Annotated in this window: 10 protein-coding genes; all 10 read left to right on the top strand. The window is 70.5% G+C overall.

What is annotated here, in order from left to right:
- The first annotated feature begins 281 nt into the window (after positions 1-281).
- Positions 282-692 carry a nucleoside-diphosphate kinase gene (gene ndk / locus ACFYZL_RS18285; protein ID WP_384588392.1) on the top strand — a complete coding sequence of 137 codons (411 nt, stop codon included), beginning with the start codon at positions 282-284 and terminating at the stop codon, positions 690-692.
- Positions 693-988: 296 nt separating this feature from the next.
- Entirely contained in the window at positions 989-2,008 is a 1,020-nt protein-coding gene (locus tag ACFYZL_RS18280) for a rod shape-determining protein (protein WP_008738981.1), read from the top strand.
- 146 nt (positions 2,009-2,154) lie between these two features.
- Positions 2,155-3,096 (top strand): rod shape-determining protein MreC, encoded by a 942-nt coding sequence (gene mreC / locus ACFYZL_RS18275; protein WP_384745509.1) that lies wholly within the window; start codon positions 2,155-2,157, stop codon positions 3,094-3,096.
- A gap of 11 nt (positions 3,097-3,107) precedes the next feature.
- On the top strand, positions 3,108-3,815 hold the full coding sequence (gene mreD / locus ACFYZL_RS18270) for a rod shape-determining protein MreD (RefSeq protein WP_384745507.1): 708 nt from the start codon (positions 3,108-3,110) through the stop codon (positions 3,813-3,815).
- A gap of 12 nt (positions 3,816-3,827) precedes the next feature.
- Positions 3,828-6,008 (top strand): penicillin-binding protein 2, encoded by a 2,181-nt coding sequence (mrdA, locus tag ACFYZL_RS18265; RefSeq protein ID WP_384745505.1) that lies wholly within the window; start codon positions 3,828-3,830, stop codon positions 6,006-6,008.
- 12 nt (positions 6,009-6,020) lie between these two features.
- Entirely contained in the window at positions 6,021-7,220 is a 1,200-nt protein-coding gene (gene rodA / locus ACFYZL_RS18260) for a rod shape-determining protein RodA (protein ID WP_384745503.1), read from the top strand.
- Positions 7,221-7,351: 131 nt separating this feature from the next.
- Positions 7,352-8,878: a CHAD domain-containing protein gene (locus tag ACFYZL_RS18255; protein WP_384745502.1), complete on the top strand. Its 1,527-nt coding sequence runs from the start codon at positions 7,352-7,354 to the stop codon at positions 8,876-8,878.
- Between the two features lie 72 nt (positions 8,879-8,950).
- Positions 8,951-10,876, top strand: coding sequence for a TIGR03960 family B12-binding radical SAM protein (locus ACFYZL_RS18250; protein WP_384745500.1), 1,926 nt, complete (start codon positions 8,951-8,953; stop codon positions 10,874-10,876).
- Between the two features lie 63 nt (positions 10,877-10,939).
- Positions 10,940-12,091, top strand: coding sequence for a hypothetical protein (locus ACFYZL_RS18245; protein ID WP_388679981.1), 1,152 nt, complete (start codon positions 10,940-10,942; stop codon positions 12,089-12,091).
- A gap of 110 nt (positions 12,092-12,201) precedes the next feature.
- Entirely contained in the window at positions 12,202-12,981 is a 780-nt protein-coding gene (locus ACFYZL_RS18240; RefSeq protein WP_384595368.1) for a TIGR03936 family radical SAM-associated protein, read from the top strand.
- Positions 12,982-13,054 lie beyond the last annotated feature (73 nt).

Raw genomic sequence — 13,054 nt, 5'->3', positions numbered from 1 at the left:
CGCGGGCTCGCTCCGCACGTTCGGCCGGTTCGCCGTGGCGCCCCGCCGGGCCGTTCGGCCGGTTGGCCGCGTCCGGTGCGTCGTCCGGGCGGCCTCGCCGCCGGGGCTCGGGGGGACCGGGCCGGGAGGCCGGTGGCAGCGGTCCGGGCCGCGCCGTACGGGTGGGCCCCGGATGTCATGCCGCGGCCGGCCGCCGCCGGTAGGGCGGGCTTCGGCCGGGTGGGGCCGAATGGCCCTGTAGATTCGTCCCACCGCACCCGTATGCCGCAAGGAGCCCCAACATGACCCAGCGCACCCTCGTCATCCTCAAGCCCGACGCCGTCCGTCGCGGCCTGATCGGCGAGATCATCGGCCGCATCGAGCGGAAGGCCGGCTGGACCATTCCCGCACTGGAGCTGCGCACGCTGGACCAGGACACCCTCGAGGCCCACTACGGCGAGCACAAGGGCAAGCCGTTCTACGAGCCCCTGATGGGCTTCATGGCGAGCGGCCCCGTCGTCGTCCTGGTGGTGGAAGGGGAACGCGCGATCGAGGGTGTCCGCCAGTTGGCCGGACCCACTGACCCGATCGCCGCGGCGCCCGGATCCATCCGGGGGGACTTCGGCAGCATCGTGCGCGAGAACCTCATCCACGCCTCGGACTCCGAGGAGTCCGCCGAGCGCGAGCTGAAGCTGTTCTTCCCCGCTCTCTGAGTCCCCTCTCCTGACGAGACATCAGCCGAATAGCGCTCTCGACCTGGGGCGACCGAAGTAATTTCGGTCGCCCTTCGGTATTTCGGGGCGGAAGCGGGAACGCCTGGGCAAGACCCGTCGTCACACCTAAGGGGGCGGGTTTCCGACCCGGCGGGATTGCCGGGGTCCCGTCGCGCGGTCTCCGTACTTGCGGCACTACGATGGGGCCTCCACCCACACACCCACCTCGCCGACCTGACAGCAGCCGCTATCAACTGGAAGGCCAGACGCTCCTCATGGGGAACAAGGGGAACAACATGTCGTTCATCGGCCGTGACATGGCGATCGACCTCGGGACCGCCAACACGCTGGTGTACGTGAGGGGCCGGGGGATCGTCCTGAACGAGCCGTCCGTGGTCGCCATCAACACGAACACCGGCGGCATCCTGGCGGTCGGCTCCGAGGCGAAGAAGATGATCGGGCGCACGCCCGGCAACATCGTCGCCGTACGGCCCCTCAAGGACGGCGTGATCGCCGACTTCGAAATCACGGAGCGGATGCTCCGCTACTTCATCCTCAAGATCCACAAGCGCCGCTACCTGGCCCGTCCGCGCGTCGTGGTCTGCGTACCCTCCGGCATCACCGGAGTCGAGCGGCGCGCCGTCATCGAGGCGTCCACGCAGGCCGGCGCCCGCCAGGTGCACATCATCGAAGAGCCCATGGCCGCCGCCATCGGCTCGGGCCTGCCCGTCCACGAGGCCACCGGCAACATGGTCGTGGACATCGGCGGCGGCACCACCGAGGTGGCCGTCATCTCCCTCGGCGGAATCGTCACGGCACAGTCCATCCGGGTGGCCGGCGACGAGCTCGACAACGCGATCATCCAGCACATCAAGAAGGAGTACTCGCTCCTCCTCGGTGAGCGGACCGCGGAGCAGATCAAGATCACCATCGGGTCGGCGTACGACCTCGACAAGGACGAGCACACCGAGATCCGCGGCCGCGACCTGGTCTCCGGCCTGCCCAAGACCGTGGTCATCTCGGCCGCCGAGGTCCGCAAGGCCATCGAGGAGCCCGTCAACGCCATCGTCGACGCCGTCAAGACGACCCTGGACAAGTGCCCGCCGGAGCTCTCCGGCGACATCATGGACCGGGGCATCGTCCTGACCGGCGGAGGCGCCCTGCTGCGCGGCCTCGACGAGCGGCTGCGCCGCGAGACGGGCATGCCGATCCACATCGCCGAGGACCCGCTCGACTCCGTGGCGCTCGGCTCCGGCAAGTGCGTCGAGGAGTTCGAGGCCCTCCAGCAGGTCCTGGACGCCCAGCCCCGTCGCTGACCCGTCGCGGAAACACATCCCTCCCCTGCCGGAGGGACCATGCGGAACACACAGTGATCCGCCGTACGGGTGCTACCGGGCCCGTGCGGCGGATCGTTGATATACAGGCAAAGAGAATTCCGACGAGGAAGGCACGGCCGCCGCACGTGAGGGACACACGAGAGAGCCGGCTGCTCCTGGTGCTTCTGATCGCCATCGCGTTCGCACTGATCACGGTGGACATCAGGGCAGGCGAGGAGTCACCGGTCGACGGTGCCCGACAGGCCGCCGCGGCGGTCTTCGGACCCGTCGAAAAGGGCGTGGCGACGGCCGTCGACCCGGTCGCCAACGCCATAGGGGCCGTAAGGGACTCCGGGAGCCGCCACAACCGCATCGCCACGCTGGAGCGGGAGAACGCGGCCCTGAAGGCCAAGCTCGGCAGCGACGACCAGACCCGCAGCCGCATCCGCGAACTCGACGAGATGCTCAAGCGCGCCGGCGCCGGACAGTACGGCATCAAGGGCGCCGAGGTCATCGCCATAGGGGCGGCCCAGGGCTTCTCCTGGACCGTCACCATCGACGCCGGCAGCAAGGACGGCATCGAGCGCGACATGACCGTCCTCAACGGGGACGGCCTCGTCGGCCGCGTCACCACCGTCGGCCCCGACACCGCCACCGTCGTCCTCGCCAACGACCCCGACTTCACCGTCGGCACCCGGCTGGAGAAGACCGGCGAACTCGGCTTCGCCACCGGCCAGGGCGACCGCGCCCTGTCCGTCCAGATGCTCAACGGCAAGGCCAAGATCGGCCCCGGCGACCGGCTCGTCACCTTCGGCTCGCGCGGCAACAAGCCCTTCGTGCCCGGCGTGCCGATCGGCGAGGTCGTCAAGGTCGACGAGGCACGCGGCGACCTGACGCGCACCGTCTGGGTGCGTCCGTTCGTCGGCTTCTCGCGCCTGGACATCGTCGGCGTCGTCGTGATGCCGCCGCGCGAGGACCCGCGTGACGCCGTCCTGCCGCCCAAGCCCGAAGCCCCCAAGCCCACCCCGACCGTCACCGTCACGGTCACCCCGTCGGCGAACGCCACCGGCAAGCCGGCCGACGAGTAGGAGCAGCCCCCATGCCCTTCAACCGGATCCTGCTCTCCGCCACCCTCGTCGTGGTGGCCCTCGTCGTCCAGGTCTCCGTCCTGGGCCGGCTCCAACTGCCCGGCGCCGTCCCCGACCTGATGCTGCTCACCGTCGTCTCCCTCGCACTCGTGTACGGGCACGTCAGTGGCGCGCTCATCGGATTCACCGCCGGCCTCCTCGCCGACCTCGCCCCGCCCGCCGACCACGCCGCCGGGCGCTACGCGCTCGTCCTGTGCGTCATCGGCTACCTGGTGGGCCTGGTCCGCCCCGACAGCGGGCGGTTCCGCTCGGCCTGGGGACCCATGCTCACCGTCGTGGCCGCCGCGATCGGCTCCACCCTGCTCTACGCGGGCGTCGGCGCGCTCGTCGGCGACACCGCCGCCCGCCACGTGGGCCTGGTCGGGCTGCTGTTCACCGCGACCCTCTACGACCTGCTCCTCGCGCCCTTCACGGTGCCGTTCGTCATGGCCCTGGCCCGGCGCGCCGAGAGCGACCCGATGGCCGTCGAGGCCGGCGGCGGCCCCGCCAACAAGGCCGCCGACGTCTCCGCCGGCTGGTTGGCCGGCGGCACCGGCCTGCGCATCGGCAGCCAGCGCGGCGGCCTGCGCCTGAAGTCCGCGCGCTTCCGCGCCGACAAGGCCGTCCGCATAAAGGGCGTCAAGGCGGCCAAGGGCGTGAAGAGCATCAAAAAGCTGTAGGGAGGAGCAGGCGTGACGAACGTTCCCGAGACCGGCCGCACCTCCCGGGTGCAGATCCGGCTCATCATGGTCCAGGTACTCGTCCTCTCCATGTTCATCACCCTCGGCGGACGCCTCTGGTACCTCCAGATCCGCAACGGCGACGAGTACTACCACGAGGCGAAGAGCAACCACGTGCAGCGGGTCGTCCGGCCCGCCGTGCGCGGACAGGTCCTCGACGCCCGCGGGGTCGCGCTCGCCGACAACGAGACCCGCCTGGTCGTCTCGGCCAGCCGCACCGCCCTGATGAAGATGCAGGACAAGGGCAAGGGCGTCATGACCCGCCTCGCCGACGTCCTCGACATGACCCCCAAGGCGGTCATGGACAAGGTCCGGCTCTGCGACTCCAAGACCCCCAAGCCCTGCTGGAACGGTTCCCCCTACCAGCCGATCCCCGTCACCCTCGAAGCCACCACCCAGCAGGCCCTGACGATCCGCGAACGCCCCGAGGACTTCCCCGGCATCACCGCCGAACCCACCGCCGTGCGCCGCTACCCCGCGCCCGGCGGGGCCCGCACCTCCCAGGTGCTCGGCTACCTCTCGCCGGTCACCGACGACGAGATCCAGAAGGCCAAGGACACCGACTCGCCCCACCTGCGCTCCGACCAGGTCGGGCGCTCCGGCATCGAACGCACCTACGACCGGCAGTTGCGCGGCAAGGCGATGGTCACCTCCTACGAGGTCGACAACCTCGGCCGGGTCATGCACCAGACCCAGTCCGACAACGGCGTCCCCGGCTCCACCCTCGTCACCAGCATCGACGCCCGGGTCCAGGCCGTCGCCGAATACGAGCTCCAAGCGGCGATGAAGACCGTCCGCCACGAGGTCGACAACATCACCAACCGCCCGTACGAGGCCGACTCGGGCGCCGTCGTCGTCATGGAGGCCAAGACCGGACGCGTCGTCGCCATGGCCTCCCAGCCCGACTACGACCCCAACGCCTGGGTCGGCGGCATCAACGCCAAGGACTACGCCAACCTCACCAGCAAGAGCTCCAACTACCCGCTCCTCAACCGGGCCATCCAGGGCCAGGCCCCCGCCGGCTCCATCTTCAAGGTGGTCTCCGCGAGCGCCGCCGTACGCGCCGGCTACGACTTCGACGGCAAGTACAACTGCAGCGCCTCCTACGACATGGGCGGCCGCAGCTTCGCGAACTTCGAGTCCAAGGGCCACGGCCCCATCACCCTCGGCGAGGCCCTGAAGTTCTCCTGCAACACCGTCTTCTACGCCCTCGGGCACAAGGAATGGAAGAAGGACGGCGGCCTCACGCCCAAGAAGGACGCCCACGACTGGTTCTACCGGACCGCCCGCGAATTCGGACTCGGCGCCGAGACCCACATCGACCTGCCGAACGAGGTCACCGGCCGCATCCCCGACCGCCAGTGGAAGCAGAACTTCTGGAAGGCCAACAAGGGCGCCTGGTGCAAGCAGGGCAAGAAGGGCGGCACGTACGTCGAGCAGATCGCCTACGAGAGCTGCCTCGAAGGCAACCAGCTGAAGGCCTACGACAGCATCAACTTCGCCATCGGCCAGGGTGACGTGCTCGTCACCCCCATCCAGATGGCCACCGCCTACGCCGCCATCAGCAACGGCGGCACCCTCTACAACCCCACCGTCGGCAAGGCCGTGATCAGCGCCAACGGCAAGCACGTCGAGATGATCCAGCCCCAGGCCCACGGCCGGCTGCCGATCGGCGCGAAGACCATCGCCGACCTCGACAAGGGCCTGCGCATGGTCGTCGAGCCCGGCGGCACCGCCGCCTGGCGCTTCACCGGCTGGCCCATGGACAAGATCCCGATGCACGCCAAGACCGGCACCGCCCAGGTCTACGGCAAGCAGACCACCTCCTGGCTGGCGACCTACACCAAGGACTTCGTCATCGTCATGACGATCTCCCAGGGCGGCACCGGCTCCGGCGCCTCCGGCCCCGCCGTCCGCAACCTCTACAACGCCATCTACGGCCTCGACATGGAGGGCAAGCAGGACGTGAAGAAGGCCCTGCTGCTCCAGCCCGAGGCCAAACTGCCCAAGATCCGCCCCGACGGCTCCATCGACGCCCCCGAGATCCGGCCGTACGTGCCGCCGTCCCCGGAGGTACCGGAACCGCCCGCACTCGCCGGGCCGCCTGCCCCGCGCCCCGCGAAGCTCGACTGAGGACCGAAAGACATGCAGACCGCCAACAAGTTCTCCGTCTCGCGGTACGCGCCCGAGCGCGGGGCGCTGGCCAAGCTCACCGCCCGCGACTCCGTCGTGCGCCGGCTCGACTGGCCGATACTCCTGTCCTCCGTCGCCCTGTCCTTCATCGGCGCCCTGCTGGTGTGGTCGGCGACCCGCAACCGGACCACCCTGAACCAGGGCGACCCGTACTACTTCCTGGCCCGGCACGCCCTCAACACCGGCATCGGCCTCGTGCTGATGATCGGCACGATCTGGCTCGGCCACCGCACCCTGCGCGGCGCCGTGCCGATCCTGTACGGGATCTCGCTCGTGCTGATCCTCGCCGTGCTCACCCCGCTCGGCGCCACCATCAACGGCGCCCACGCGTGGATCGTCATCGGCGGCGGATTCTCCCTCCAGCCCTCCGAGTTCGTGAAGATCACGATCATCCTGGTCATGGCGGTACTGCTCGCCGCCCGGGTGGACGCGGGCGACCTCGTCCATCCCGACCACCGCACCGTCGTCAAGGCGCTCTGCCTGGCCGCCGCCCCGATGGGCATCGTCATGCTGATGCCCGACCTCGGCTCCGTGATGGTCATGGTCGTCATCGTGCTCGGCGTCCTGCTCGCCTCCGGCGCCTCCAACCGCTGGGTGCTCGGCCTGATCGGCGCCGGCGCGGCCGGGGCCATCCTCATCTGGCAGCTCGGCGTCCTCGACGAGTACCAGATCAACCGCTTCGCGGCCTTCGCCAACCCCGAGCTCGACCCCGCCGGCGTCGGCTACAACACCAACCAGGCGCGCATCGCGATCGGCTCCGGCGGGCTGATGGGATCGGGCCTCTTCAAGGGCTCGCAGACCACCGGCCAGTTCGTCCCCGAGCAGCAGACCGACTTCGTCTTCACCGTCGCGGGGGAGGAGCTGGGCTTCGTCGGGGCCGGGCTGATCCTCGTGCTCCTCGGGATCATCCTCTGGCGGGCCTGCATGATCGCCCGCGAGACCACCGAGCTGTACGGGACGATCGTGTGCGCCGGGATCATCGCCTGGTTCGCCTTCCAGTCCTTCGAGAACATCGGCATGACCCTCGGGATCATGCCCGTGGCCGGGCTCCCGCTGCCGTTCGTCTCCTACGGAGGGTCCTCGATGTTCGCGGTCTGGGTGGCCATCGGACTGCTCCAATCGATCAAGGTGCAACGGCCCCTGTCGGCGTGACCGGGTTGGATCCGGCCCGATCCGGTTGGATCAGGCCGGGTCCGCCCCGATCCGGACTGATCCGGACCGGATGTCGCCCGAATCCGCCGTTCACCCTGCCGACGTGATCCGTTCAGGACTACGGTCGATCCATGGCGGACACGAAGCGCGAGATCGAGCGGAAATTCGAGTTTTCCAAGGCCAAGAGCGCCCGGCGCGGGGTGCCGGACCTGAGGGGAACGGCCGCCATCGCGGCCGTCACCGACCAGGGCACCGTCGACCTCGACGCCGTCTACTACGACACCCCCGACCAGCGGCTCGCCGCCGACGGGCTCACCCTGCGCCGCCGCACCGGCGGCGCCGACGAGGGCTGGCACCTCAAACTGCCCGTCTCCCCGGGCGTGCGCGACGAGGTCGCCGCCCCCCTCGGCGACACCGTCCCGCGCCCCCTCGCGGCCCTGCTGCGCTCCCGCGTACGCGACTCCGCGGCCCTGGAACCGCAGGTCAGACTCCTCTCCTCGCGCAAGGTCAGCCACCTCCTCGACGCCGACGGGGCCCTGCTCGCCGAACTGAGCACCGACCAGGTCCGCGCCGAGCGCGGCGATACCGAGGTCGCCTGGACCGAGGTCGAGGTGGAGCTCGCCGACGGCATCGACCCCGCACTCCTCGACGCCGTCGAGGAGACCTTCCGCAAGGGCGGCCTGAGGGTCTCCGACGCCCCCTCGAAGCTCGCCCGCGCCCTCACCGAGACCGGCACCGCACCTCCCGCCAAGCCCGACGCGCACACCCCCGACAACGACACGGCGGGCGCGCACCTGCTCGCGTACCTGCGCGAACAGCGCGACGCCCTGATCGCCCAGGACCCGGCCGTCCGCAGGAACCTCCCGGACTCCGTCCACCAGATGCGCGTCGCCTCCCGCCGCATGCGCAGCGCCTTCAAGACCCACCGCAAGGTCCTCGACCGCGCCGCCACCGACCCCATCGGCGACGAACTGCGCTGGCTCGCCGGCGAACTCGGCGTCGACCGCGACCAGGAAGTACTGCTGGAGCGCATCCGCACCCACCTCGACGAGCTCCCGCGCACCCTGCAGCTCGGCCCCGTCCGCGCCCGGCTGCGCGTCTGGAACACCGCCCGCCGCTCGGCATCGCGCCGCCGCGCCGTCGCCGTCCTCGACACCCCGCGCTACCTGGCCCTGCTCGACGCGGTGGACGCCCTGCTGGCCGAACCGCCCCTGAGGAAGGCCGCCGCCCGCCCCGCCCGCAAAGTCCTCCCCAAGGCGATCCTCCACGACTACGAACGCCTCGCCGGCCGGATCGACGCCGCCCTCGCCCTGGACCCCGGACACGAGCGGGACGTGGCCCTGCACGGGGCCCGCAAGGCCGCCAAGCGCGCCCGCTACGCGGCGGAGGCGGCGGTGCCCGCGCTCGGCAAACCGGCCGAGCACATGGCCAAGGCCCTCAAGAAGGTCCAGAGTCTGCTCGGGGACCATCAGGACAGCGTGGTGGCCCGCGAGGCCCTGCGCGGCATCGGCGCCCAGGCCGCGGGCGGCGGCGAGTCGGCCTTCACCTGGGGCGTCCTGTACGCCCGCGAGGAGACCCTGGCCGAGCGGCGGGAGCGGGAACTGCCCGACGTGTGGGCCGCGGCCTCGAAGCCCGGCCTGCGGGCCGCCCTGAAGTGATCATGTGAGTGGGGGCGGTCGGGGCTGGGGGTACGCTAGATAGCTGCCCCCTGCCCGCTTCACGAAAGTCGCGTGATGGCCGAGTCGGTCTTCCCTCAGCTTGAGGCCCTGCTTCCGCATGTGCAGAAGCCCATTCAGTACGTCGGCGGTGAGCTCAACTCCACCGTGAAGCCGTGGGAGTCCTGCGACGTCCGCTGGGCTCTCATGTACCCGGACGCGTACGAAGTCGGGCTGCCCAACCAGGGCGTCATGATCCTCTACGAAGTGCTGAACGAGCGCGAGGGCGTGCTCGCCGAGCGCACCTACAGCGTCTGGCCCGACCTCGAAGAACTGATGCGCAAGCACGACGTGCCGCAGTTCACCGTGGACAGCCACCGCCCCGTCTCGGCCTTCGACGTGTTCGGCCTGTCCTTCTCCACGGAGCTGGGCTACACGAACATGCTCGCCGCCCTGGACCTGGCGGGCATCCCGCTGGAGGCCAGGAACCGCACGGTCGACCACCCGATCGTCCTCGCGGGCGGCCACGCGGCCTTCAACCCCGAGCCGATCGCGGAGTTCATCGACTGCGCGGTCATCGGCGACGGCGAGCAGGCCGTCCTCGACATGACCGAGATCATCCGCACCTGGAAGGCCGAGGGGCGGCCGGGCGGGCGCGAGGAAGTCCTCTTCCGGCTCGCGAAGACCGGCCAGGTCTACGTGCCGGGCTTCTACGACGTCGACTACCTCCCGGACGGCCGCATCGCGCGCGTCGCCCCGAACAAGTCCGGCGTCCCCTACCGCGTGTCCAAGCACACGGTCATGGACCTCGACGAGTGGCCGTACCCCAAGCAGCCGCTCGTCCCGCTCGCCGAGACCGTCCACGAGCGGATGTCCGTCGAGATCTTCCGCGGCTGCACCCGCGGCTGCCGTTTCTGCCAGGCCGGCATGATCACGCGCCCCGTGCGGGAGCGAAGCATCACCGGCATCGGCGAGATGGTGGAGAAGGGCCTGAAGGCCACCGGCTTCGAAGAAGTCGGCCTGCTCTCCCTCTCCTCCGCGGACCACACCGAGATCGCGGACATCGCCAAGGGCCTCGCGGACCGCTACACGGACGACAAGGTGGGCCTGTCCCTCCCGTCGACCCGTGTGGACGCGTTCAACGTGGACCTGGCCAACGAGCTGACCCGCAACGGCCGCCGGTCGGGCCTCACCTTCGCCCCCGAGGGCGGCTCCGAGCGCATGCGCAAGGTCATCAACAAGATGGTCTCGGAAGAGGACCTGATCCGCACCGTCGCCACCGCCTACGGCAACGGCTGGCGCCAGGTGAAGCTGTACTTCATGTGCGGCCTGCCGACCGAGACCGACGAGGACGTGCTCCAGATCGGCGACATGGCGGTCAACGTCATCGCCAAGGGCCGCGAGGTCTCGGGCCAGAACGACATCCGCTGCACCGTCTCCATCGGCGGTTTCGTCCCCAAGCCGCACACCCCCTTCCAGTGGGCCCCGCAGCTGTCGGCCGAGGAGACGGACGCCCGCCTGGGCAAGCTCCGCGACAAGATCCGCGGCGACAAGAAGTACGGCCGCTCCATCGGCTTCCGCTACCACGACGGCAAGCCGGGCATCGTCGAGGGCCTCCTCTCCCGCGGCGACCGCCGCATCGGCGACGTGATCCGCGCGGTGTACGAGTCGGGCGGCCGCTTCGACGGCTGGCGCGAGCACTTCTCGTACGACCGCTGGATGGAGGCGGCGGAGAAGACACTGCCCGCGTACGGCGTGGACGTCGCCTGGTACACGACGCGCGAGCGCACGTACGAGGAGGTCCTGCCCTGGGACCACCTGGACTCCGGTCTCGACAAGGACTGGCTCTGGGAGGACTGGCAGGACGCCCTCGACGAGACCGAGGTCGACGACTGCCGCTGGACCCCGTGCTTCGACTGTGGCGTCTGTCCTGCTATGCAGACCGAGATCCAGGTCGGCCCCACCGGCAAGAAGCTGCTGCCGCTGACGGTCGTGAAGTAACCCTTGGGTCACGACAGGCCCCCGCCCGCAACGGGTGGGGGCCTTCGTCGTGTCCCTTGTGGCATGGACACGGACAAGCAGCACCCCGCCGGCGGCGCTGACGGTGGTGACGGGTGCCTGGTGGGCGTCATCAGGGTCCCCGTGAAGATCGTCGCCGTACTCGTCGTGCTCCCCGTTCGAGTGGTGTGGGAACTGCTCGTCGCCCTGGGCCGGGCCCTGCACCGGCACGTCCTCGGGCCGCTGTACGCGCACGTCGTCGAGCCGGTGTTCCGGGCGGTGGGTTGGCTGCTGGGCACCGTGCTCAAGCTGGTCTTCGTCTGGCCGTGGGTCGGGCTGTGGCGGTACGTGCTCGTACCGGTCGGGCGGTTCCTGGGCGGCCACGTGTTCCGACCGCTCGGCGAGGCGCTGGCCTGGGTGGGCCGGGCCGGGGTGACGTACCTGCTCGCACCGCTCGCCAAGGGGGGCATGTGGTGCGGGTGGGCCCTGGGCATGGCGCTGTTCGTCTGGCCGTGGGTCGCGCTCTGGCGCTACGTGCTCGTGCCGGTCGGGCAGGGCATCGGATGGCTGGCCGCGGTGGTGTACCGGTGCACGCTTATGCCGGTCGGGCAGGGGCTGGTGTGGCTGGTGGGGGCGGTCTACCGGTATGTGTTGACGCCGGTCGGGCGGGGTTTCGTGTGGCTGGTGGGGGCGGTCCACCGGTATGTGTTGACGCCGCTCGGGCAGGGGCTCGTGTGGCTGGTGGTCGCGTTGTTCCGGTACGGGCTGCGGCCCGTCGGGCTGGGGGTCGCGTGGCTCGTGGTGGCGCTGTGGCGGTACGGGCTGCGGCCCGTGGGGATCGCCGTCGGCTGGGTGGCCGACGTCCTGTACCGGTACGTGCTCACACCGCTCGGGCAGGTGCTCGCGTGGGCCTGGCACGTCGCCGGGACGATCGCCGGTGCGCTGTGGCGCGGGCTCAAGTGGGCCGGTTGGGTGCTGGTCGGGTGGCCCGCGTCCTGGGCGTACCGGCACGTGCTCACCCCCGTCGGCCACACCGCGCGCGAGGTGTGGCGGACCGGGCGGGAGGCGGTGCGCGAGGCGCGGGCCGCCGTCCGCCAAGCGCTCTTCGGTACTCCTCCCCGGGAACCGGCGAGGTCACGGGCGCGTACTCTGGGTAGTACGACAGCCGCCGACGCGGCACCCGCTGCCGAGATCTCCCTGAGCAAACGCCAGGGGTGAGCCGCAGCGGGTCGACAGACCTCAGGGCGACGCGCGAGCCGCGGAGCCCCGCACAAGGAGAAGAACCACTGGGCAAGCGACAGCCCGAAGGCCCGCCCCCCGCACCGGTGGTGCAGCGCATCCGACTGCGCTACACCAAGCGCGGCCGCCTCCGGTTCACCAGCCACCGTGACTTCCAGCGCGCGTTCGAGCGGGCCCTGCGCCGCGCCGAGGTGCCGATGGCGTACTCGGCCGGCTTCACCCCGCACCCCCGTGTCTCGTACGCGAACGCCGCGCCCACCGGTACCGGCAGCGAGGCCGAGTACCTGGAGATCGGCCTCGCCGCTCCCCGCGACCCCGAGAAGCTCCGTGAGCTGCTCGACGAGTCGATGCCCGTCGGCCTCGACATCATCGAAGCCGTCGAGGCCCGTACCTCCGGCCTCGCCGACCGGCTGACCGCCTCCGTGTGGGAGCTGCGGCTGGACGGCGTGGAGCCCGCCGACGCCGAGCGGGCCGTGGAGGTGTTCCTCGCAGCCGAGACGGTGGAGGTGCAGCGACGTACCAAGAACGGCATGCGCACTTTCGACACCCGTGGTGCCGTGGTGAGTCTCGAGGCACTTCCTGCCGCTGGTGATAGGCCCCTGGACAATGCCTGTGCGATACTGCGGCTGGTTGTTCGGCATTTGACACCTGCCGTGCGACCCGACGACGTCCTGTCCGGTCTCCGAGCTGTGGCCGACCTGGCGCCGCCGGTCCCCTCTGCGGTGACCAGGCTGGCGCAGGGGCTCTTCGACGAGGAGTCCGGCACGGTGACCGACCCGCTCGCGCCCGACCGCGAGGCTGTCACGGCCGCCCCACCCACGGCCGCCGTAGCCGCCGACGCGAAGGCGCCGGAAGGTCCCGCCGCGTAAGGATCGTCGTCGTAGCGCAGCCCTGGTACTCGGGAGCCACCTGGGTCGGGCCGCGCACTGACCTGAAGACTTC

Source organism: Streptomyces sp. NPDC001717 (assembly GCF_042892775.1).
Lineage (GTDB): Bacteria > Actinomycetota > Actinomycetes > Streptomycetales > Streptomycetaceae > Streptomyces.
The sequence above is the reverse complement of the archived record's forward strand: the minus strand, read 5'-3'. Positions and strand labels throughout refer to the sequence as shown.

Excerpts from the sequence above, each read along its gene's own strand:
- mreD (WP_384745507.1), top strand. The coding sequence starts at position 3,108 with ATGCCCTTCAACCGGATCCTGCTCTCCGCCACCCTCGTCGTGGTGGCC.
- ACFYZL_RS18245 (WP_388679981.1), top strand. The coding sequence starts at position 10,940 with ATGGACACGGACAAGCAGCACCCCGCCGGCGGCGCTGACGGTGGTGAC.
- rodA (WP_384745503.1), top strand. The coding sequence starts at position 6,021 with ATGCAGACCGCCAACAAGTTCTCCGTCTCGCGGTACGCGCCCGAGCGC.
- ACFYZL_RS18280 (WP_008738981.1), top strand. The coding sequence starts at position 989 with ATGTCGTTCATCGGCCGTGACATGGCGATCGACCTCGGGACCGCCAAC.
- ACFYZL_RS18255 (WP_384745502.1), top strand. The coding sequence starts at position 7,352 with ATGGCGGACACGAAGCGCGAGATCGAGCGGAAATTCGAGTTTTCCAAG.
- ndk (WP_384588392.1), top strand. The coding sequence starts at position 282 with ATGACCCAGCGCACCCTCGTCATCCTCAAGCCCGACGCCGTCCGTCGC.